Here is a 21,273-nt window from a genome sequence, read left to right as displayed (position 1 = left end):
TACATGTTGGGAGCAAGTTATGGACTCATTCGAGCTCAGCTCAACCCCAGTCACGCCGAAGGTCGGTGCGCTCGATATGGACCGCCTGTCCTTCATTCTCTTCGGACATGCGGCCTTCCAGTATCTCAACGCCGCCTGCGAACTGGGCCTTCTCGAACTTCTCATGAACCGAGGGCCTCTGACCTCCGAGGAAATCCGCAAGGAGCTACTCCTGGAGGAGCGATCAGTCGAAATCCTGCTTCTCGGATCCACCGCCCTCGGACTCACAGTCAAGGAGGGAAGACGCTACAGCACAGCACCGCTGATCATCTCATTGAGTAAAGAGGGAGCCTGGCGCAAGATCAAGGATACAGTCGCATTCGAACAACATATCGTCTACGAAGGCCAAGCCGACTTCGTTGACTCGCTACGTCACAGCACCAACGCTGGACTACGCCGAATACCCGGCGATCACCCCGACCTCTATCACCGTTTGAGTCAGCACCCTCACCTCAAGTCGATCTTCTACCAGTACATGCGATCGTGGTCCGAGCTGGCAAACGACCATCTCGTCGCGGAACTGGATCTGGCCAACGCCACCCGAATGCTCGACTGCGGCGGCGGCGACGCCGTCAACGCCATTGCCCTGGCTCGACACAACCCCGGTATCGAGGTAACCATCCTGGAGATTCCCGGCTCAGCCGCCGTCACCGAAACGGTGATCGCCGAGGCCGGCCTCGCCGAGAGAATCAGCGTGCAGCCCGGCGATATGTTCACCGATCAGTTCCCCCCGGAAAACGACTGCGTGCTCTTCGCCCACCAGCTCGTCATCTGGACTCCGGAGGAGAACACTGCGCTGCTCAGGAAAGCGTACGAGGCCCTCAAACCCGGCGGGAAGGTCGTCATCTTCAGTTCCATTTCGAACGACGCGGGCAATGGCCCTCTCATCGCTGCCCTCGACAGCGTCTACTTTGCGGCAGTACCTGCCGAAGGCGGCATGATCTACCCATGGAGCGTGTACGAAAAGTGCTTGCGCGAATCTGGATTCTCGTCGATCCAATGCGCCGACGTGCCCGGCTGGACTCCGCACGGAATCATCACTGCGACTAAGTCGTGTGAACCACCCCGCTCACCAAGTGCGTTCTGAGCCTTGGCAAAGGAAGGGGACGTCCCCTGGCGAGAACGCGCTACGGAGCCGGGTGTCAGCCCCTGTTCACCCGATCCGGATCACGGGCATCGTGGGGTGGTGTTCAAGATACCGCCCCTCTGTGTCAACCGTGAGGCGGAACGCCTTCGGGCCCGATGGCCGCTCCTGGCAGCTTCGCACGGCACAGTGGGGACGGCGCTCCGGGGGAAAGTCCGGGCACCCCCAGGGCTCCCGGCCACAGCGGACGCCGCCACAGCGACATGCCCTCGGTCCCCCTAGGCCCCGTCAGAAACGTGCCGTGGGGCTGGAGCGGGTAGTGAATCCGGCGATGAACGGGTTACTCCGGAACGCGTCCCAAAAACCGGCGCCGCGTTTCAGCAGTTCGGTTTCCGGGATGGCAGGGACGGACCATTGAAGGTCAGAAAGACCCACATCGCGGGCTGCGTGGGCATAGGTCGCGGCGTTCCATTGCGAGTGCTCGATGGGAATCGCTGTCTCGGGTGTCAGAAGGGACGACTGGAAGCGTCGGCGGTCGGACAGCTCAGTGTAAGAGTCGGTCCGTAGTCCGTACTCTTCCCAGTCCTGCTTGCCGGGGTCGAACGCCGGATGGACGGTGATGGCCACGAGTCTACCGCCGGGCGCGAGATGGCCGGCCACGGTGGTCATCATGTTGTGGAGTGAGTTGACCGAATCGGCGTAGTTGAACAGCCACACCGCCACGACAGTTTCGAACTCGCCAATGACGGTACTGTCTTCGGCGTCGCCGACCTGGAAGTGGATGCCGGTGGAGGCATCAGGAGGGGATTGGCGTGCGAGGCGGATCATCTCTGGGGACACGTCGACCCCAAAGACGTGAGCCGCGCCGAGTGTGTGGATCTGCTGGGTGTAGTAGCCGTATCCGCAGCCAAGGTCGAGGACCCGTTCGCTACGGACGTCACCGAGGAGCGCGGTGACATGAGCGCGTTCCGGTCCGCACAGCGCGGCGGTCTCCTTGAAACGGCGGTAGCTATCGCCAATAGCGTTGTATTTTGCGGTCATCCCGGACTCCGATTCTCGCTACTCAATGTGCAGGAAGTCTTGAGTGCAGGTGAATTGGTATCCGCTGCTGGAGGAGAAGTTGGCCTGGACATAGTCTTCGACCTGCTTCCGGGTGGGAGGGGATGGCAAGGGAGCGGTGCCCAGCATGAAGGCGGCGACGTTGACGGCTGTGGGTAGATCGGGGGTAGACACATGCGCGGGGTCGGTCACCCGATGGACGAACCTGATGTCCATGCCGTCCAGTTGGCCGCTGAGATCGGATCGAGGGCCACCGAATTCTTGCAGCATGCGCATGCTGTCGCTGTCGGGGTTTTGCAGAACGATGACGCACTCGCCGCCGCTAGATCTCCAGGAGGTGAGTTCCCGCAGGTGCGCGGGCCATTGATCCAACGGGATGTAGTAGAGGACATGGGAGCACAGGACGAGGTCGGCTTCGCAGTGAGGCCGAGCGTCCAGGATCTCTTCTTCGAGGATCTGCGCCCGAGGAAGTCGGGACGCCAGACGCCGCCGCAGATCAGGGTTGGGTTCGAGGGCGATGGTGTGCTCGAAGTGGCCGAACAGATGGCTGGTGGTCTCGCCGCTGCCTGCTCCTGCGTCCAGCAGCACCCTGCGGCGAGGGAGCCTGGAGACGACCTGGCTGAGGTAGTCGTGAGCTCTCCTCTTCTGGTTGGTGTGAGCGAGGAACGTCGCGAACGCCTCGTCGTACTGGCGGCTCTGAGAGTCCCAGGCAATGAAGTCCTCGGTCATGTTCGGGCTCCTCCCTGTGGAACGAGTAAGCCGGGACGCTCACCAGGTCGGCTTCTCCAGCGGTACCAGGCGCTTCCACGGGCTGGACCTGCGGAGGAGGTGGCGTCGAGCTGTGAGCGCCGCTCGCCCAGTGTGACCGTGGTGGTCACAGATCCACTCGAAGAGGTCGGCGGGCTCCGGCCCGTTAGCGAGAGCTGGGCTGGGCCGTTGCCCTCCTCCACCCAGGACGCGCCAGGTCAGACTCCCAGAGGAGACGCTCCGGCATCCTGGTCTTGACTCTCCTTCAGCCACGCCCCCGGTGCACATCGAGCGGCACATCCGTCATCGCATTCAACACGGTGCGATGGCTCGTGCGCTGCGTGTGAGGTCCCAGGTTCGAGCCAGACAAGCACCCCTTCGCCTGGAGCGCGGCGTCGGGCGGGGCACGGTTGACGGCCCGCACCCGGAGCCACCAGGCAGCATGAGCCGCGATCGCCCCGCACTGCGCCAGCCCGGGCCGGGTCACATAATGATCTGTAGAACCAGCACTGTGGTCGTAGCCCGGGCAGCAGTCAGCCACCAGGAGTGCGGGCGGATGGGATACGCGATCCGCTGCGAAAGCAGCTGGCGGGAGTCCGTGCCGTGGCGGCCACAAGACCGATCGGGCTGCTCATCGACAGCCGGCCCATGCTCAGCCAGGGCAAGAAGAAGCCCGAGCCGGTCTTCGACCTGCCGCCCCTAGGGGGTGTCGGCGAGGAACCGGGCGCGCTCGGCCGACTTCTCGGCCGCGGCCACCGCGGCACGGAGGGTGTCGTCGTCGCAGATCCGCAGCTGCTTGCGCGGGCAGACGCGGCGGCAAAGACGTTCCATCTTGGCCGCCCACGCGGCGTCCGCCGACGGCGCGGCCGTGTCACTGGCTGTCGTGGTCCACGCCGCCGTCAGTCCTCTTCGTGGTCGCGGATCACAGCCGTGGCCGACGTGGTGCTGACGACGGAGATGTCGATCCGGTCGCCGTCGTGCTCGTCTTCGTCACAGTCGTCATCGGGCTCGGCGGCACCGGCCGCGCCGCAGGCACGGGGGTGTCCAGCGACGGCTCGTCGGTGATCGTGAAGTCGACTTTGAACTTTGCGGCCTCGTTGCCCGCCGAGTAGGTCGCGGCGCGGGCGGCAACCTGGGCGGGAAAGCAGTCCAGCGACGGACACCCGGGGATGTGATGCGTAGCCAACCCGGTCAAGGAACGATGCAGCAACCCGGCCCCAGCAGAGGACACATCGGATCCAGCGCAACCTGCCGACGCTGCGCGCTCCCGGTGGGCGCGGTCGGTCCGCTGGATCGGGACGGCCTCGACACGCCAGGGCTCGGCAGGGGAATGGTCACGGGCTCCATCTTCCGGTGCGGTGAGGGAGACATGGCACCGGCGGAGCCCTGTGCCAAGACGACGTCTCCACGAATCGCGCAACAGCAGGATGTCCGCACCTTCGGTCAGACCATCCCGTGCGAACGCCGAGGTCTTGGTCCCCCAGAGACGTCCTTCGTCACGTCACCGCCGTCGTGACGCGGACGCGGCACGCGCCCCGATGAGGTGTCCGACCCTGTGCGGACGGAGAGACGGCAGTCAAGGAAACCATCGAACGAGTCCACGTCGACCAGCGGCCTCACGCAGGGGCAAAGCGGCCCGGCCGCGCCCGGCGCGCGCCGTCGGCGCACGGGCGGGACCGGGTTCGCGCCCGCCTCGTCGGGTGGTGCGGCCGTGCCGCCACGCTCCACCGGGCACGATCCCCGGATGAGGCATGATCTGAGGACGGCAGAGGCCGCCGGAGGGAACCCTCCCCTACGGTCCGCGTACCGTGTGTGCTGCGGTGTCACCAGGCGTGATCCAGCGGAGTACGCTCTCGTCCAGCTGCTACCCGCCGCGCTGCGCCCTCCGTACTGGGCGCTGTGGGCGGCGGCCAGCACGGTGGATGACCTCGCGGACGCTCCGGGGGAACCCTTCGAGAGCAGGGCCGCCCGGGTCGCGGAGTGGAAGACGGCGCTCCGCAGGGAACGCGAGGTCGGGAGCAGCCCGGACCCGGTACGCGCCGCGCTGATCGACACCGCCGCCCGCTGGGGCTTGGACCTGTCGGAACTCGACGGAGCGATCCGGGTGGTCCAGGAGGACATGGTGGGGCGACGGCTGACGAACTGGCACGCCTGGGAGCAGTGGAACGGGGACGGCCAGTTGCCGTGGTTCGAGCAGGTTATCCGTGTCATGCTCCGAGCGGGCATCGTGGTCTTGCCCGGGACGGCGAACTTCAACGCGTTCCCCGAACTCGTCTGTGGAGTCAGACTCAGCGACATCCTGACGGATCTGTCCGAAGACCTCGCGGGTGGACATCTACTCCTGCCGGAATCAGAGCTCGCCAGTACCCCGGCGCCGCGGACGACCTGCTTCGACTGAGGTGGAGCGATTCGGTTGCGTCCCTGGTCACGGCGCTCGTCGTCCGGGCGCGGCGATGGTGCGACCAACCCGACCTCGGCCACATGGTCCATCCGGGCGCCGCGAACATGATGGAGGCCGTCGTCGACCTGCTCAACATCCAACTCGACGCAGTCACCTCGGCGGGGGCCGGATTGCTGAAGAGAAAGCCGCACCCGCCGGTGCGCCGGATGGCCGGGATCATGGCGAGGCGCAGACTGCGGGCGGCGACGGCGTGGCGAGTATCCCGGCTGACCGTGCCCTCTCCCCTTCCGGCGGTCACACGACCACCCACGGACGCTCCGGACGTCCGCTCCCGGCCTTCCAAGGGCGACACGGCCAGATTCACCCGGCCCCCCGCCCACCCGGTGGGGCCCCCGCCGCACGCACTGCTGGCGGGCCCCGTCCCGGCGCATGTCGCAGTGGTTATGGATGGAAACGGCCGGTGGGCGATCCAGCGGAGGCTGCCGCGCCCCGAAGGGCACCGGGTCGGCAGGAACGTGACCTATGAAATCGTCCACGGGGCGTTGGAACTCGGTGTACGGCATCTGACCCTGTACGCCTTCTCCACCGGGAATTGGCGCCGTGACCCCGAGGAGGTCCAGACGATCTTCGAACTCTTCCTAGACGGTCTGTGCGCCCGCCCGTTCGAGGACCTCGACGTGCGGTTGCGTTGGGCGGGAACACCCGGTGAACTGGCGGGCGAATTGGTCGAGGAAATGCGTCACCAGGAGACCGTCACCCGCGACCGCACCGGACTCACACTGACCTACTGCGTCAACTACGGTGGCCGCGAGGAGATCACCAGGGCCGCGGCAGCCCTGGCCGCCACGGTGCGCACCGACGGCCGTGACGTCTCCACTCTCACCCAGGCCGACCTCAGCCGGTTCCTCATCCGCCCCGATATGCCCGATGTCGACCTGCTGTGGCGTCCGGGCGCGGAACAACGGATCTCGGACTTCCTGCTCTGGCAGTCCGCTTACGCGGAACTACACTTCACCACCAAGCTCTGGCCGGACGTGGACCGACGCGACCTGTGGGCCGCGCTGGAGACTTATCAACAGCGTCGGCGCCGCTTCGGCGCCACGACGGAGGAACTGTCGAGGTGAAGCCTCTGACCGTCGTCCAGCGACGGCCGGTATTCGGGGTACAGGCCCGCCCGGAAACAGCGGGGCTTCCCGAGGAACGGCGTCCCAGGGACGTCCGCGCCGTCGCCACCGCGCTCCCTGAGTCATGAAGTCCGGGTGTCGCTCGGCCGGAGGAAGCCGTCCCAGGGGTCCACCGTCACCGCGGGGTCCGCGTCCAGGCCCGGACAACCTGGTGAGCGGACGACGACCCCTTCGGCGCCCACCAGCATCCCCTGGAGCCGTAGGGCAAGAAGCGAGACTGTCACCGGCAGGTGACTCGCCCCCGTATGGATGGATGTCCCGCCCGCGATCGCGCTCTAGTGCGCTGACCACCGGGAGAGCGCTGAAGACCCTCAAGTGGCGGGTGGAGAATTGGCATTCGATCCGGGCTGGGGTGATGACGTGGCGTCGGGGTGCCTGTTCACAGGCCGAGTGCGCTGGCGATGATGTTGCGCTGGATGTCACTCGTCCCCGAGTGGAGGACTGATCCGACGGAGTCGCGCAGGTGCAGGGCCTGAGGGCTCCCGGAGAGGTATCCGCCGGCGCCGTGCACGCGCACGGCGTCGAGCGAGGACTCCAGGTACGCCTCGGACACGAAGAGCTTGGCGACCGCGGCCTCGGTGGAGGCCTCCTCGCCGGCGTCCTTGAGGGCTCCGACCCGGTGGACGAGCGCCCGTGCGGCATCGAGCCTGACCTTCATCTCGGCGATGCGGTGGGAGACCGCTTGGAACCTTCCGATGGGGCTTCCGAACTGGTGGCGGTGGCGCGCGTGGTGAACGCAGGTCTCCAACTGTCGCCGCATGACGCCCAGGCAGGCTGCCGTGATGCAGCCGCGTTCGTACTCCATGGCGGTCTCGAAGACGTTGATTCCGCGGCCCGGGCGCCCGAGGACGGCGTCGGAGGGCACCCGGCAGCGGTGGAGGTCCAAGCGGCCCATCGTCGCGGTCCGCAGCCCCGTCTTGGGGAAGGCGGGGCTGCGGAGCAGGCCGGGGTTGTCGGCGTCGACCAGGAACGCGGTGATGCCGAGGGGACCGGCCCTCCGGTCGACCGTGGTGTAGACGACGAACACGTCGGCCACCGGGGCGTTGGTGATGTAGGTCTTGGCTCCGTCGAGGAGGTAGCCGCCGTCGACGGGCGTGGCGCTCGTGGTCATGGCGTAGACGTCCGAACCGGCCTCCGGCTCGGTCGAGGCGTTCGCACCGATCAATGAGCCGTCGGTCAGTCCGGGCAGGTACCGTTCCCGTTGGGCGGGGGTGCCGTACTCGGCCAGTGGGATGACCGTGGTCCACAGGTGGGCGTTGAGGGCGAAGAGGATGCCTTGGTCGCCGGATCCGTAGCCCAGTCCCTCCATCACCGTGATGAGGCTACTGAGCTTGGGTGCCGGTTCGCCGTTGTGGGGGACGGCCATCCTCAACAGGCCGAAGTCGGCGCAGCGTTGCCAGCTGTCCCGGTCGAAGCCGGCTCCGGTGTCCCCCGCGACGGCGAAGTCGTCCTTGAGGTGATGGCGGGCGAAGTCGGCCGCCCGTTGGAAGAGGTCGGCTTCCCCGGCTACGGCGTGTACGGGCACTGGAGCTCCAGACGGTGGTGGTCGGTCTTGCCAGTGGAGGTCCTTGGTAGTTCCGCGAGTGCCTGGAATCGGTCGGGGAGCAGGTAGTGCGGCAGACGTGCCCGGCAGTAGCGTCTCAGTTCGCCTGCCGACGGGCGTGCGGCGCGGGCCACCACGTAGGCGGAGACGACGGGCTGGTCATCGACTCGGGCGCTGACGACAACGGCGGCGTCGATCAACTCCGGGTGGGCCGCGAGGGTCCGTTCGATCTCGTCGAGTTCGATCCGGTACCCATGGCGTTTGACCATCCGGTCCCGCCGGCCGACGAAGACGAACGCGTCCTCTTCCCGGCGGACGAGGTCGCCGGTGTTGAACCAGAGGCGTCCGTCACCGGTGGTGAAGTGGGCCTCCGTGGGAACGGCCCGGCCGTCTTGCCAGTAGCCGGGAAAGACAGAGGGGCCTGAGACGGCGAGGAACCCCTCATCGGAGACGACAGGCACGCCCTTTCCATCAACGAGGATCACCTCGCAGTGCGAGCACGGCGCGCCGATGGGGTAGGGGTCGTGGCGATCGGGTGGGACGTGCCGTGGGACGGGGTGGTGAGTGACGACGTTGGTCTCGGTGGGCCCGTAAAGGTTGTGGTAGGCGGGTTCGGGCCAGACGTCCTTGATCCGTCGCAGTCTCGCGGGCGGGAACACCTCGCCCGCGAAGAGGACCAGTCTCAGTCCCGCAGGGGTCGGCGGTGCGGGACGCAGAGCGCCGATCGCGCCGAGGACGGTCGGCGTCGAGTACCAGACGGTGATGTCGTGTGTGGCGACGAACCGCGCGAGGTGGCGGGGGCTGGCGGCCAGTTCGGTGTCGATGAGATGGACGCTCGCCCCGGTGCGGAGGGCGGCGTAGACGTCGAAGACGGACAGATCGAAGTGGAACGGAGCATGGGCGGCGAGGCGGTCGTCGGCGGTGACGGCGAACGCCCGGGTGGCCCATTCGACGAAGCTGACGGCGTTGCGGTGGGTGACGGCCACGCCTTTGGGCGTGCCGGTGGAGCCTGAGGTGTAGAGCAGATAGGCGAGGCGGCCGGGGTCGGGGACGGTCGCGGGTGGATGGTCACCGTCCGATGCGAGGACGTCGGCCCACGCGAGGTGACCGGCCAGTCGTTCGCTCGCCTGGCCGGGTGTCAACGGGACTGGTGTCAGGGGCGGGCGACGGGCTTTGGCGTCCAGTCGTCCGAGGGCGTCTGGGGTGGTGAACAGGACGCGCACGGCGCAGTCGGACAGGACCGTGGCCGTGCGGGCGGGCGGGGCGTCGACGTCGATCGGGACGTAGGCCGCGCCGGCGCGTAGCGCGCCGAGCATGAGGGCGACGGTCTCGGCGGACTTGGGCAGTTGCAGGGCGACCCGGTCACCGGTGCGCACACCTTCACGGGACAGGAACGCGGCGACCTTCCCGGACAACTGGTGCAGTTCCCGGTAGGTGGTGACGGTGCCGTCGGGTGCGAAGACCGCGGGTGCGTTTGGGAGCCTGGCGGTGGTGCGGTCGAGGTAGTGGGATAGGTCGTCGGGTCCGGCTGCCGGGTCAGTCGTCATCCCGGCCGTCCCCAGTGCGCATGTCGATGTAGCGGATGATGCTGGCGACGCTCTGGAAATGCTCGCGCGGGTCGCTGACGCCGACCTCGATACCGAAGGTTTCTTCCACGAAGGCGACCAGCTTCATGATTCTGATGGAGTCGAGGTACCCGGCGTCGACGAGGTCGACGTCGTCCGGCGGGGCGTCGGTGGATTCGCCCCTGACGATGCTGGTGGCGATGAAGTCGCGGACGCGGTCCTGTGCGTCGCTCACGGATGCCTCCTTGGCTGTTTGGGTGGCGTGGGTGCTCGGGGTGACGGGAGCCCGGCGTCGATGACCGTGGCCGGCTCGGGTTCGGGTGCCAGGGCGGTGGTGGACCAGCGGAACACCGCGGCGCCTGCTTCCGCCTGGCCGCCGAAGGTGTAGAGGACCACGAGGTCGCCGGTCGTGATGCGGCCTCGGGACGCGGCAGTGTGGGCGTTGAACGGCATGAGGGCCGGTCCGATGTTCGCGACGTGGGGGAAGGTGTCCACGACCTTGTCGGGAGTGACGCCGAGCGCGCGGGCGGAGAAGTCGGCGTGCCAGGCGGTGGGGGTGTTCACGACGAAGGCTGCTACGTCGTCACGGCTGGCGCCGGCCGCGCGGAGGGCGCCGTCAGATGCCCTGATCAGGTACGGCTCCGCAGTGTGGCGCAGAACATGGGTGATCGTCGGGTCCACCCTGAGGCGGATGCGTCGACCGCCGGCGGTGGTGCCCGACGGGTCCTCGACGGTGTCCATCAGCCATGTTCCGCAGGTCTCGCCGGTGTGAAGGGTGTGGGCGCCGAGGAGCCCGTAGCCCTCGTCGACCTCGCCGACGACGAATGCCGCGGCGGCGTCGCCACACAGTCGGGCTGCGACGTCGTCCGCGTCGATGGCCCTGGACAGCATGGAGGTGGCGACGACCAGGACGCGCTTCTTGATTCCTGAGCGGACCAGGGCGCACGCGGTCAGCAGGGCGGAGAGGGAGCCCGAGCAGGTCGCCTCGATATTGAAGGCCCCGCCGGCAGTGCCCAGTTCGTTCGCGAGGTATCCGCCGTCGCCGGCCCCCACCCGGTCGGGAAACATGGAGACGGAGACGAGGGCGTCCACTTCGGACGCCTCGATGCCCGCGGCGGCCAGGGCCTGGCGGGCCGCCCGTACGCCCATCGTCACCGACGTCTCGCCGAGCGTCGCGACCCTTCGTTCCACGCTGCCGAAGAACGGATCGTCGCTGTAGGCGTGCATGGCCGCGTCGAAGACGTTGCGGATTCGGGCGGTTCCCGTGCGCCCTCCCCGCCACGCGGACTCGGTGCGGGAGGGTCCCCACCACGCGTTGGACCTGAGCCCTCGCGGCAGGTACGTCGCCAGGGAGAGCATGCCCACAGAAGTCATCCCGCCTGCCCCTTGCCGATGTGGTGCTGTTCGACGGAACGTCACACGGCAGCGCCCTGTGAGAGCGTTGCGGACGCCAACACGCGTCCGCGACCTACCCTCCACAGGAACAAGAGACCTTCCTCGGGGACACTGGTCGAGGGCGCATTCTGGCTCCGACGACAACGCTCACAGGCTCCGCGGACACCAGGCGAATTCCCGACCTCCGACGCCACGTTCACACCGTAGGACACCGCCCGCACCACATCCAGAGCCCGTCCCACCCTCTGGAACGCTGAAGAGTGCGGTCATGGTGGAGGTCCGCCACCGGCGCCGACGTGCTCGGTAGCGAGCGGACGTCCGGCCCCGGCCCGACCACTTCACGCTGTCCCAGCTGAGTATGGGCTCCCCGCTCACCGTTGAGTTCCGCGTCCGGCTCGAACACCGTCCGTTCATCCCCCCTGCCCGCCACCTTGCCCTGGAACCACCCCAGCACCACAGCGGTCACCCACTACGCAGTGTCATAACTCCTCAACACCGTCCACCCGATCCGACCGTACTTCCGACCGCCCGGCCTCCGCACCGGGGCTTCCTCCCGGCGGAGCGCGGGGGTGGGCTGACGCAGGGACGGGGCCTCGTTCGACGTCACGCAGCGGTTGGGGGCGGCGTTGTCCATGGCCAGAGCAGCCTTTCATCCGATGAGGTGGAAGTCGGGTGATTGCTCGCGGCAAGGTAGTGGTGAGCCTTTAGGTTGCTGGGGTGAACATCCCCGTCTATGTTTCGTCGACGCGGGTGCCCGGGCAGGGGCCGCGTCACCTCGTCAACACGTCGACCTTCGGAAGCCCGCATCCATCAGCCGACGTCGAGATCTGGCACCTCGTCGGCCATCTGCGCGACGAGGACGGGCAGTCACATACCTGCACCGTGAGTGTCGTGCGTCATCACGATGCCCGGAATCCCGCCGACGGGCCCGGATACTGTCTCTGCCTGACTCACCACGGCCAGCAGGGGCTGACGTACGGCACCTGGGTCACGCCTGCCGCGCTGCGTGTCGTGCGTCAAGCAATCAGCGATGACCAGTCCATGGACCCGCGGGTGCGTACCGCGTTGGCAGATGCCTTGGCCCAGGGCCCCCTTCTTCCCGATCGGCTCCTCCACGAGCCGGTGACGGAGTCGGCCGGGGAACTGGACATCGCTGCGGGCGAGGTGGCGGCACTCCGCCGCGAGCAGGATGGGAGCTTCCGCCTGGCGTTCCAGGAGCGGGCCTGCTTCGACCTGCTCCTCACCCCGGTCAAACCGGCGGTGGCGCAGTTCAATCCGCAAGGATGCCTCCCCCGCGACGCGGGCGGGCTCACCTCGTGCTTCCTTCCCCGCCTGGAAGTCCACGGCACCCTTCTCACCAGCGACGGCACACTGAAGCAGGTGGAGGGGCACGCCTGGTTCGAGCAGCACTGGGGCACCGCCCAGTACGACAATCAGCACCTGCGAGGGCTGGTAGACCACACCTGGGAACGGGCCGGCATTCAACTCGCCAACGGCTGGGAGATCAGTGCCACCCACGCGTGCGCCGCCGACCCCGGCACCCCACCCGTCCTCACGCGCGCGAGTGCCGTCGATCCGGACGGCGCCGTCAGCCACCACGATCTGATCTGGCAACCGATCCGGCACTGGACATCCGTGGTCACCCTCAACACGTATCCGACCGCAATACGGGTGTGCGTGCCCACACTCGACCTGGACGTCGAGATCACCGCTCCCGCTGCCGCCCGGGAGATTCGCACGCTCACCGTGGGGCGGGCCTTCTGGGAGAGCTCGGCTACCGCGCACGGCACCATGAAGGGGCTGCCCGTGACCGGAACGGCATTGGTACAGACCCTCCCGGACAACACCATCGGCGACATCGAGCACTACATGCGCCGCAGCCACGACATCGCCCGCGCGGAAGCCGCCGCCTTGTATCCGGTAGATCCGGCCGACACCGCCGCGCTCGACGTCCTCGCCGGCACCCACGACGGTACGGAACTGGACGCCACGGCACACGCCCGCCTCCACCAAGCCGTGGTCGTACCGGTGCTGCACCTGCTGGACAACCCCGGACGGTCGTGGCGCCCCTACATCGCGGTGACCGTCCTGAGCCTGCTCGGCACCGACCCCGAGCCCTACCGCCCGCTGACCGCGGCCACCGAACTCCTGCACACCTCGGCCCTCATCGTTGATGACATCCAGGACGGCTCCCCGACGCGACGCGGTGGGGCAAGCGTCCACGAGGTCTTCGGAACCGCCGAATCGATCACCTCCGGTACCCTCGGCTACTACAGCTTCGATCCTCTTTTCGCGTGTGTCCCGCAAGCCGACCCGGCCACCATGTTGCGCATCTACCAGCTCTACCTGCGCGCCATGCGCGCCGGCCACGCCGGACAGGCCCTCGACCTGGCCGGCCACCACGCCGCTTTTGACGAAGCCGTCCACACCGGCGACCCCCGTCCGCTCCTCGACCAGATCCGCACCACCCACCGTCTGAAAACGGGCAGGCTGGTCCGCTGCACCGCCGAGGTCGCCGCCATCCTCGCCGGTGCAAGCGACGCGCAACTCAAAGCGATTTCCCGATACTTCGAGGAAATCGGCGTCGCCTACCAGATCAGCGACGATGTCATGGACCTGTACGGACAATGCACCCCCGACGAGTACCGGCGGGGTATCTCCGTCCGTTCCCCCGCCGAAGACCTGACCAACGGCACGGTCACCTACCCCGTGGCCCACGCCATCGGCCTCCTCGACGGACCCGATCGCCGACGCCTGCGCTCGGCTCTTCGGGCCCACACTCACATCGGCGCCCTCAAGGCATCCGACCTGCTGATGCGCAGCGGGGCCCTGCACGTGTGCCTGGCCGAAGCCCGGAACCTGGTCGACCGGGCCTGGCAGCCCCTCGACCCGTTGCTCCCGCCCACTCCCCACAAGGCGATGGTGCGCGCCCTCGGCTGGTACGCGGCCCAGCGTGTGTCTGAGTATGAACCGGACGTTGCGCCCCACGGCATCGCTTGAAGCACCGGCATGGTGCATGGCGCTCCGACTCCTGCCGAGCAGTTACGGCGTGGGGTTCCACTGCCGGTTCGACCCGCAGGTCCAAGACAGTGGCCAGGACTTGGTCCAGGGAAAGCCAACCAGGGCGGACGGCCACGTCGAGTGGCTCCGTCCGTGACCAGGATCCGGGTCAGATTGTCTAGTTGGCGAGGGGATAGTCCGGTCGGGGCGGGGGGCGGACAGCAGGGCCGGATCCCATGTCGGCATCTGCGGGGCTCGGGATGCCGGGGTGGTCGAGACCCTGGCCGTGCCACCAGCGGCGGATCGATTCCACCGCGAATGCCGCGGTGCCGTGATCGGCGATCACGGGCTGCCGGCGTCCCAGTGCTCGCGCGCCTGCTCGTTGAGATCGCGGAACTGGGCGTCGCGGTCCGAGTGCTGGCCGCCCTCGATGGTCTTGGCGTTGGCCTGTGGGCTGAAGCCTTCGTCCTGTGGCAGGGCGGAAACCGTGTCGGCGTTGACCCTGTGCCCGGCCCGGGTTAGCTCATGGGCAGGGAGCCGGGCCGATCTCACGGTCCACCCCAGCGGCGACACCAGGTCACCCCGCTCATTCGGTTCGACCAGTGGCGGCAGCGCGGGTCGCAGTCCGGGGTCGAGGTCCGCGACCCGCTCGTGCTCTCCACCCGGCCGCAGCCCGCGCCCCAACGGTGCCTCGCCGGACTCCGGCTCGAACACGTCCTTGCGTAGAGGTTCAAGCACCAGGTGTTGCCGGAGGTGGCCCAGACGGTGGCCCAACTTCGACGACAGCGGCCATCATGTCGGCATCGTCGACTGACCCCGTCCACTCGATGCCTCGGCGGCCGGTGCACTTACCGTCTTTGATACAGCTAGCTGACGCGGTCGGTGTAGCCGTCAGGGAGCTGGCCAGGGGCCATGCTGATGACTTCGTTGTTGTCGGTGCCCACATTCTTCATGTAGGTGATGGTGGCGAACTCCGAGAAGGTGACGTAGGGGTAGGCAGGGCCTTCATCGCGAAAGCGCCGCATGTCCTCAATGAAGTCGTTCTGGTAGCAGATCGCCCTCTCGGGATGCTGGCCGTCGCCGGCAATCCACTGAGGGAAGAAGGCCGTGCCCTGCAGTCGGCGCCGGGTGAGATCGAAGAAGAGACTGACACACGTGCCGGTCGGCTCGTGCCAGTTGGCCTGAAACTGGAGGTCCTCGGACAGCCGCACCAATCCGATGGCCTGGCGGGTGGCCCACCGGCCACCGACCAGTCCGTGGTGGATGCGATAGTCGCACTGCCCCTCGTTGCGGGCATACCACTCATACCGCCATCCGTTGGCGTAGGTGTAGATGAAGTGGGTCCCCAGGAAGTCGGAGAAGTCCTGTTGGGGACGGAAAGAGGCAACCATCTACTCTCCCTGGCAGTGCGGACAAGACGCGCTGGACGACGGGTCCGTGGACTGCGTGCACCCCGCGACCCGCGGAGGGCGGGCCCGTGTCTCGGCCGCCACATGAACACCGCCGGCGCAGACGGTCCACCCGTAGGGTTTCTGTCTAGCAGGACGGTGGCAGGGATGCCTCCGGTGAGGGCCGAGTGGATGGGCCGACGAACGGCGTCCGGTTCCGGCCAGCGTCGGCGTATGTACACCTCGGTGTGGCGTACGGTTTCTGCCGCCACCAGCGCCCGCTGGTCCGTTAGGGGCGCGTCCTGTGAGGGCTGCGAGCGCGGCCGCAACACCGCGAGCGCCAGCCCTGGCTTGACTCTGACGGTGATCCTGGAGTGCTCGGGATCAGGTGCCGAGAGTCCGCCAGGGCGCTCGTTGAGCCACCGCATCCGAGGAGTGTCTCCTGCCGCTTCGGACGATCGGCGGCGAACCTGTGGCCGTGTCCGTTGCATTCCCAGACAAGATTTCGGTGAAATCAACGCTACTCAAGGTGATATGCACATGACACACAATGCTCTGCCTACGGCTGCGACGCCCTCTTTTGCGGGAGCGGCCATTCGGCAGTTGTCTATCGAGCAGGCCAACCGCACCCCTCGGTATCCTGCCGTGGAGCACGCGATCGCAGGGTACGGCGCAGAGTGGGGCTACGCGGAACTGGATGGACCGGCCGAGCGCTTCGCGCACGGACTGCAAATGGGAAGTGGTTCCAGGATCCGACGCTTCCTCAAGACCCCGCCACTCTAACGAGCTCGTGAATGGTTGGCGGTGAGGCGTCGGGCTCCTGATCGCTGATCATGGTCGGGTGGTGGAACGCGTCCCGTGCAGTGATCGTCGGCAACCGTCGAATCACCGGTCTGTCGGCTGACATGATCGCTGAACTTATCTCCGAAGTAGGCCCTTTGTGGCAGGAGCGGCACCAAACCAGGCTGGCGTCCAAGCCACGGAAGCGGGCCGTGGGCGCCGACGCGAAGCACCGGCTGAAGTTCATCGACCGACTGCTCGCCACGCTGGTCCAGCTTCGCCACGGGGTCACCCACGATGTGCTGGCCGGTTGGTTCGGCGTGGACCATTCCACGATCACCCGGGCCATCGGTGGGGTGCGACTCCTGCTTGCCGAGCGGGGATGCACCGTCAGCCCTGACGTGCGGCTGCGGTCCCTGGCCGAAGTCGTCGACCATCTTCGCGCGAGCGGTAAGACCGGCATCATCGACGGCACGGAGATCCGAGTCCGGCGGCCCGCCGCCAGACGCAAGGGCAGGGACACGTTCATCTCCGGCAAGAACAAGCAGAACGCCGTCAAGTCCATGGTGGTCACGGACGGCGAAGGCCGCGTTCTGTGGTGCAGTCCAGCCCGTCCCGCAAGCTGCGCGGATATCACCCACGCCCGCCAGCTGGGGCTGGTCAGGCTTCTGGCCGACGGGTCTGCGGTGGAGATCCTGGCTGATGCCGGCTACCAGGGGTTGGGCCCCCAGACCGGTGGCCAGATGGTGACACCGCCGCACTGCAAGTTCAAGCAAGGTACCCCAGACTGGTACGAGGAGATTCACGAACGTCGGCGCAAGGCGCACTCCTCACACCGTATCCGGGTCGAGCACAGCATCGCCAACCTCAAGAACTGGCGGGCCCTGGCCCGCCACCTCGGCCGCCGCGAGCACATGGGCGACACCGTCCGGGCCGTCGCCGGCCTGCTGTCCCAACAGCAATCCGCCAACCTGGCCGCAGCGCGGCAGATGTGAGCACAAAGCCACGTCGCACCCTCCAACGCCTCACCACCAACCATGCACGAGCTCGTTAGGCGGGCGTCGGCGGCCCACCACGTCTCGGCGCGTTTGTCCCGTTAGCCCGCTCGCCTGGAGTCCAGTCGCCGGGATGCTCAGGGCTCGTCCCGGATAGGGCGCGGGCGGCGTGGACGAGGGTAGGAGTTCTTGCCTCAGGTCCAGGTGCCGCAGCTCGGCATGCGGGCCATATCGAACAGCAGTCCCGCCACAAAGAGGTCTCGGCGGAAGCCGTTCTGGTATCCGCGGGCACAGCCAGCGGCCACGGCCCGGAGGGTCGCTCCGGTGGCCATGGCCGATGTGGGCGGGTTCGACGGCGATCTGCAGCTTCGCGTGGCAGCCGGGTCGCTCTTGCCACAGGGTCACAGCAAGACGCTGAACCGCTCCGAAGGGGACGATAAGCCCTCCTACTTGTTGCGCGCCGTGCCCTGCAGACCAGCCCGCGACTGGGGATCGGAAGTGATCGGCGTGGTGATCCGCGGAGGTGGCGTGGACCTGGCTACTTTTCCAGTGATGCACTGGACCAGCCGCTGGAAGGACCTCGCCCGTGTTTGAGTACTCGTTCCCCACCATCACGCAGTACGCCAGCCCTGACCTGATCAATGCCATCGCCTACGAGGGGCGCCCCCACCATGCAGACCCTCGCTGGGCCGAAACCGGCGCCCTCAGCCTCGATGCTTACCGTCGATGGTGTCGGCACATGTGTGGCATCGCCTGCCTGCGTATGGCGCTCCTCGCGCACACGGGCGACGCACCCACCATGTTCGAACTTCTCGATGGCGCCAGAGAGTACGGGGCCTACATCGAGGACACAGAGGGGGGCGACATTCGCGGGCTGATCTACGCGCCGTTCGCCCGGTACGTGGATGACGTCCACTCGCTGACCGCGACTGTGTGTCCGGCCCTCACCATCGCGGAACTCTTCGCTCTCCTCGACAGTGGGCAACTGGTGATGGCGTCCGTCCATAAGGAGATCCGCCGCCCCGAGAGCCCAGCCCCCGGCAAAGGCGGCCACCTCGTACTCGTCACCGGCCGGGACGGAGACACCGTACGCTTCCGCAACCCGTCCGGACACACCCCGAGAGCCCGGACAGCGGCCCTGCCCGCCACGCAGTTCGCCCAATTCTTCGACAACCGGGGCATCGCACTGATCTGACCTTGATCACCATCTGCCCAGGGACCACCCCGCTCGCCCAGAGCCGCACCGAACAACTGCTCCACCTGGATCGCCACCATCAACTCAGTGAGCCGCATTCATCCTGAGTAGTTGCAAGCAGGTACTGCGTGGACGACCTGAACCATGGTGTCGATGCGGCCGGTGGAGTCTCTGGTTCGCCAGAGCAGTCTCCATGCCCTCTGCGCCGACGGAGTGGCGGAGGGATCGGCAAGACGCTCAGGGGGGCCGGTGCACGATCAGCCTGCGGAGTGGCTTTGGGCGAGTTGGCCAACCCGCCGGCCACGGCGGTGTTCATCGCCATCATTGCGGCATCGCTGGAAAACCGCTTCCACAACCGCCGAGAGCAGCGGGCCGAAATCTGCGCGCTTCAGATGCCGGGAGACGCGATGACCATGGTGGTGTTGGAACTGCAGGGCGAAGCCGCCGTCAACCGGCTGCCGTGGGCATGTCTGTCGAGTGTGCGAGGAAGTCCCTGTTGTCCGTGCTCGCCTTCAGGGGCAGCACCGCCCGGGTCCGTTCGCCTGCTGTACATCGTCATCAGCCAGTACGAGCATCCGACCGGAGACAGCCTGCAGGCAGAGGCCGGCGCCTTCGGCGCGCACCCGATGCACTGGCCCACGTGCCGGGGTCTGGAAGGATCCGGGCATGTTCATCGAGCACGTTCCGTCGGCCGGACCCGACGACGCCCCCTCTGGTGCCCTGTACAAGCGGGCTGCCGAGGCGCAACGGAAGGACCTCGTCGCGGAGGTGCGCACTGCGGTCGAGTTCGGGATGCATGATCCCCGGGACTCGGTGGAGACGGCGTGTTCCGGTTGCCGATGAAGCGACCGGCGAGATTCGGCTGCTGTCCGAGCGGTGCTTGACCTGCATCCTCCGGCCGGGCAACCCGTTCCGGGCCACGATGCCGGAACGGATCCGCAGTATGGTCGCTGAGGCTGTGGCGAACGAAGGGCATGTGACGTGTCACTCGACGTTGCCGGGGGCGGCCACAGGTGTCGAGCCGGGGGTTTGCGGATACGTATGGTGACCGGTCGTTGGCCTTGCGGTTGGGGGACGCCCTGGGGCTCGTCCGGGAGATTCCTCCGCCCTCGTGAGGCCGGTCGGCTACTTCACCCTGGCGTTCGCTTTGGTGCGCTCCAGCCGGTAGGACTCGATGAGGATGGCGTTGAGGGTGTTCCGGTCGACGGCGGCGCGCAGAGCAGTGGATCGGTGAACGTCCTTGGCCAGCCCGTGGCCGCCTCGTTGGAGGCGATCACGTGCCGTTCTTTTCCTCACGCTCGGTGTAAAAATCTGGAAGAGCATCTCGGCGCTGCGGCGGTTGAGTTCGAGGTAGCCGACTTCGTCCATCTCAAGGGTCGACGACGTGTCCGTAGCGGCCGATGGGCCATGGCCGCTGGCGGTTTGGGCACTGCTGGTGAGGCCGTGACGGTGGGTACCCGGCTAGTAGTGCTTCGTTGCGTCGGGTGATCTCGGCTGGTGGTGGGCCTCTTTCGGATATGAGGTTTGGGGGGAACGGCTCCGGGGTGAGTTGTCGGAGTTCGTTGCCGATGTGTTCGCCTCGCTTCCGCGGCGGTGGGGCGGGTGTTATCTGCGGGGTCTAATGCTGGACGGCCGGCGGAAGTCGGTCCAGCCGACGGCTGAGCGGTTGCCGGACGGGAACATGCAGGCTCTGCAGCAGTTCGTGAATCAGATCGCCGAGCAATTGTGCGAGGCGATCCGGCCTGAGGTGTGGGTGGTCGACGATGCGTCGTTCCCCAAGTGCGGCACGGCGTCGGTGGGGGTGGACCGGCAGTACTGCGGAGCGTTGGGCAAGCGGGCGAACTGCCAGGTCGCGGTCAGCGTTCACGCGGCAATCGACACGGCGTCGTGCCCGCTGGAGTGGGAGCTGTTCCTGCCCGAGGAATGGGCCGGTGATGTCCGGCGGCGCTGGCGGGCCGGGGTCCGGACGAGGTCGGGCACGTCTCCAAGGGCCGGTTGGCTCTGGGGCTACCGGACCGGCTGACCGAGCAGGGCCTTGCGGTGCCGGTGATCGTGGCCGATGCCGGTTACGGCCGCAGCGTGTCTTTCCGGCTGGAGCTGGAGGAACGCGGATGGTCCTATGTGATGGCGGTCGACCCCAAGGAGATCGTCCGGCCGGCCGCGGCCGAGCCTTTCCAGCCCGCCTACAGTGGGCTGGGGCCGCCCACGCTGCCCCGCTACCGCGAGTCGGCCCAGCCCCTGACCGCGTTCGTCACCCCGGACACCTCGTTCGAAGAGGTCGCTTGGAGGCAGGGCAGCAAGGGCCTGATGACCTCCCGTCTCGCTGTGCTCGAGGTGAGGCCGTCAGGTAAGGAAGCCTGCCGCACCGCCCAGGAACAGGCCGGTGGACGCAGCCGCTGGGACGGCGCCCTCCCGTTGCGGACCCTGCTGGTCGAACAGCCCGAAGACGCGGACGGACCGACCGGATACTGGATGACGAACCTGCCCGCCACCACACCGATTGCCGACCTGGTCCGCTGGGCGAAGACGCGCTGGCGCATCGAGCACGACTACCGCGAGCTCAAACACGGTCTGGGCCTGGATCACTTCGAGGGCCGCACCTGGCGCGGCTGGCACCACCACGTCACCCTCGTCACCACCGCCCAGGAATTCCTCACCCTGCGGCGGCTCGACCCAAAAGCCCACACGCCGGCCTGACGCTCTACCAGGTCCTCGACGCATTCCAGGACCTGCCGCAGTGCTGGACCGGCACCTGCACCACCTGCGGCCGCCGCCTGCCCCGCAACAGAACCTAACGAAGCACTACTAGGAACTGTTCGAAGTTCGGATCTCTTCAAGGCTCGGTGGTGTGCTGGGTGGGGCTGGTAGAACTCGCGTGTGGCGCGTTTTGATGTGACG

18 protein-coding genes and 2 pseudogenes are annotated in these 21,273 nt (G+C 67.3%); 10 read left to right on the top strand and 10 right to left on the bottom strand.

The window, feature by feature from the left end; genetic code table 11:
* Window positions 1-19: 19 nt before the first annotated feature.
* On the top strand, window positions 20-1,126 hold the full coding sequence (locus ACFWIA_RS33040) for a methyltransferase (protein WP_387010951.1): 1,107 nt from the start codon (window positions 20-22) through the stop codon (window positions 1,124-1,126).
* A gap of 285 nt (window positions 1,127-1,411) precedes the next feature.
* On the opposite strand, the gene ACFWIA_RS33035 is transcribed toward ACFWIA_RS33040, so the two are convergent.
* The 3 genes from ACFWIA_RS33035 to ACFWIA_RS33025 all read right to left on the bottom strand — a co-directional run bounded on the left by ACFWIA_RS33035 (window position 1,412) and on the right by ACFWIA_RS33025 (window position 3,760).
* Window positions 1,412-2,164 (bottom strand): class I SAM-dependent methyltransferase, encoded by a 753-nt coding sequence (locus tag ACFWIA_RS33035; RefSeq protein WP_387010950.1) that lies wholly within the window; start codon window positions 2,162-2,164, stop codon window positions 1,412-1,414.
* A gap of 18 nt (window positions 2,165-2,182) precedes the next feature.
* Window positions 2,183-2,911 (bottom strand): class I SAM-dependent methyltransferase, encoded by a 729-nt coding sequence (locus tag ACFWIA_RS33030; RefSeq protein WP_387010948.1) that lies wholly within the window; start codon window positions 2,909-2,911, stop codon window positions 2,183-2,185.
* A 717-nt stretch (window positions 2,912-3,628) separates the two neighbouring features.
* Window positions 3,629-3,760, bottom strand: coding sequence for a hypothetical protein (locus tag ACFWIA_RS33025; RefSeq protein ID WP_387010946.1), 132 nt, complete (start codon window positions 3,758-3,760; stop codon window positions 3,629-3,631).
* An 80-nt stretch (window positions 3,761-3,840) separates the two neighbouring features.
* Here ACFWIA_RS33025 and ACFWIA_RS33020 point away from each other — a divergent pair, with 80 nt between their 5' ends.
* The 3 genes from ACFWIA_RS33020 (at window position 3,841) to uppS (ending at window position 6,454) form a co-directional block, all read left to right on the top strand.
* Entirely contained in the window at window positions 3,841-4,041 is a 201-nt protein-coding gene (locus ACFWIA_RS33020) for a hypothetical protein (RefSeq protein ID WP_387010945.1), read from the top strand.
* Between the two features lie 632 nt (window positions 4,042-4,673).
* Window positions 4,674-5,327 (top strand): squalene/phytoene synthase family protein, encoded by a 654-nt coding sequence (locus ACFWIA_RS33015; RefSeq protein ID WP_387010944.1) that lies wholly within the window; start codon window positions 4,674-4,676, stop codon window positions 5,325-5,327.
* 83 nt (window positions 5,328-5,410) lie between these two features.
* Window positions 5,411-6,454: a polyprenyl diphosphate synthase gene (gene uppS, locus ACFWIA_RS33010; RefSeq protein ID WP_387010943.1), complete on the top strand. Its 1,044-nt coding sequence runs from the start codon at window positions 5,411-5,413 to the stop codon at window positions 6,452-6,454.
* A 439-nt stretch (window positions 6,455-6,893) separates the two neighbouring features.
* On the opposite strand, the gene ACFWIA_RS33005 is transcribed toward uppS, so the two are convergent.
* The 4 genes from ACFWIA_RS33005 to ACFWIA_RS32990 are packed head-to-tail and all read right to left on the bottom strand — an operon-like array spanning window position 6,894 to window position 10,996.
* Window positions 6,894-8,039, bottom strand: coding sequence for an acyl-CoA dehydrogenase family protein (locus ACFWIA_RS33005; RefSeq protein WP_387010942.1), 1,146 nt, complete (start codon window positions 8,037-8,039; stop codon window positions 6,894-6,896).
* Window positions 8,021-9,604: an amino acid adenylation domain-containing protein gene (locus tag ACFWIA_RS33000; protein ID WP_387010941.1), complete on the bottom strand. Its 1,584-nt coding sequence runs from the start codon at window positions 9,602-9,604 to the stop codon at window positions 8,021-8,023. The genes ACFWIA_RS33005 and ACFWIA_RS33000 overlap by 19 nt, the downstream gene beginning before the upstream one ends.
* Window positions 9,594-9,857 carry an acyl carrier protein gene (locus tag ACFWIA_RS32995; RefSeq protein ID WP_387010940.1) on the bottom strand — a complete coding sequence of 88 codons (264 nt, stop codon included), beginning with the start codon at window positions 9,855-9,857 and terminating at the stop codon, window positions 9,594-9,596. Before ACFWIA_RS32995 ends, ACFWIA_RS33000 begins: the two co-directional genes overlap by 11 nt.
* Window positions 9,854-10,996 carry a 3-oxoacyl-ACP synthase III family protein gene (locus ACFWIA_RS32990; RefSeq protein ID WP_387010939.1) on the bottom strand — a complete coding sequence of 381 codons (1,143 nt, stop codon included), beginning with the start codon at window positions 10,994-10,996 and terminating at the stop codon, window positions 9,854-9,856. The genes ACFWIA_RS32995 and ACFWIA_RS32990 overlap by 4 nt, the downstream gene beginning before the upstream one ends.
* A gap of 738 nt (window positions 10,997-11,734) precedes the next feature.
* Here ACFWIA_RS32990 and ACFWIA_RS32985 point away from each other — a divergent pair.
* Window positions 11,735-14,017 (top strand): polyprenyl synthetase family protein, encoded by a 2,283-nt coding sequence (locus ACFWIA_RS32985; RefSeq protein WP_387010938.1) that lies wholly within the window; start codon window positions 11,735-11,737, stop codon window positions 14,015-14,017.
* A 265-nt stretch (window positions 14,018-14,282) separates the two neighbouring features.
* Here the strand turns inward: ACFWIA_RS32985 and ACFWIA_RS32980 are convergent.
* Both ACFWIA_RS32980 and ACFWIA_RS32975 read right to left on the bottom strand, forming a co-directional pair.
* Window positions 14,283-14,743, bottom strand: a pseudogene (locus ACFWIA_RS32980) (ISAzo13 family transposase); the annotation flags it as partial.
* 140 nt (window positions 14,744-14,883) lie between these two features.
* A complete protein-coding gene (locus tag ACFWIA_RS32975) occupies window positions 14,884-15,408 on the bottom strand; it encodes a phenolic acid decarboxylase (RefSeq protein ID WP_387010937.1) in 525 nt (174 codons plus the stop codon).
* A 989-nt stretch (window positions 15,409-16,397) separates the two neighbouring features.
* Here ACFWIA_RS32975 and ACFWIA_RS32970 point away from each other — a divergent pair.
* The 4 genes from ACFWIA_RS32970 (at window position 16,398) to ACFWIA_RS32955 (ending at window position 19,218) form a co-directional block, all read left to right on the top strand.
* Window positions 16,398-17,180, top strand: a complete 783-nt coding sequence (locus ACFWIA_RS32970) for a transposase family protein (RefSeq protein WP_387010936.1) — start codon at window positions 16,398-16,400, stop codon at window positions 17,178-17,180.
* Between the two features lie 324 nt (window positions 17,181-17,504).
* Complete coding sequence (locus tag ACFWIA_RS32965; RefSeq protein ID WP_387010935.1) at window positions 17,505-17,774, top strand: hypothetical protein; 270 nt, start codon at window positions 17,505-17,507, stop codon at window positions 17,772-17,774.
* Window positions 17,767-18,375 carry a C39 family peptidase gene (locus ACFWIA_RS32960; RefSeq protein WP_387010934.1) on the top strand — a complete coding sequence of 203 codons (609 nt, stop codon included), beginning with the start codon at window positions 17,767-17,769 and terminating at the stop codon, window positions 18,373-18,375. The genes ACFWIA_RS32965 and ACFWIA_RS32960 overlap by 8 nt, the downstream gene beginning before the upstream one ends.
* A 666-nt stretch (window positions 18,376-19,041) precedes the next feature.
* A complete protein-coding gene (locus tag ACFWIA_RS32955; protein WP_387010932.1) occupies window positions 19,042-19,218 on the top strand; it encodes a hypothetical protein in 177 nt (58 codons plus the stop codon).
* 282 nt (window positions 19,219-19,500) lie between these two features.
* On the opposite strand, the gene ACFWIA_RS32950 is transcribed toward ACFWIA_RS32955, so the two are convergent.
* Complete coding sequence (locus ACFWIA_RS32950) at window positions 19,501-19,743, bottom strand: hypothetical protein (RefSeq protein WP_387010931.1); 243 nt, start codon at window positions 19,741-19,743, stop codon at window positions 19,501-19,503.
* Window positions 19,744-19,924: 181 nt separating this feature from the next.
* On the opposite strand from ACFWIA_RS32950, the pseudogene ACFWIA_RS32945 reads away from it, so the two are divergent.
* Window positions 19,925-21,072, top strand: a pseudogene (locus ACFWIA_RS32945) (IS701 family transposase).
* The last annotated feature ends 201 nt before the right edge of the window (window positions 21,073-21,273 follow it).

Source organism: Streptomyces sp. NPDC127068 (genome assembly GCF_042724695.1).
In the GTDB taxonomy this organism is placed as follows: domain Bacteria; phylum Actinomycetota; class Actinomycetes; order Streptomycetales; family Streptomycetaceae; genus Streptomyces.
The sequence above is the reverse complement of the archived record's forward strand: the minus strand, read 5'-3'. Positions and strand labels throughout refer to the sequence as shown.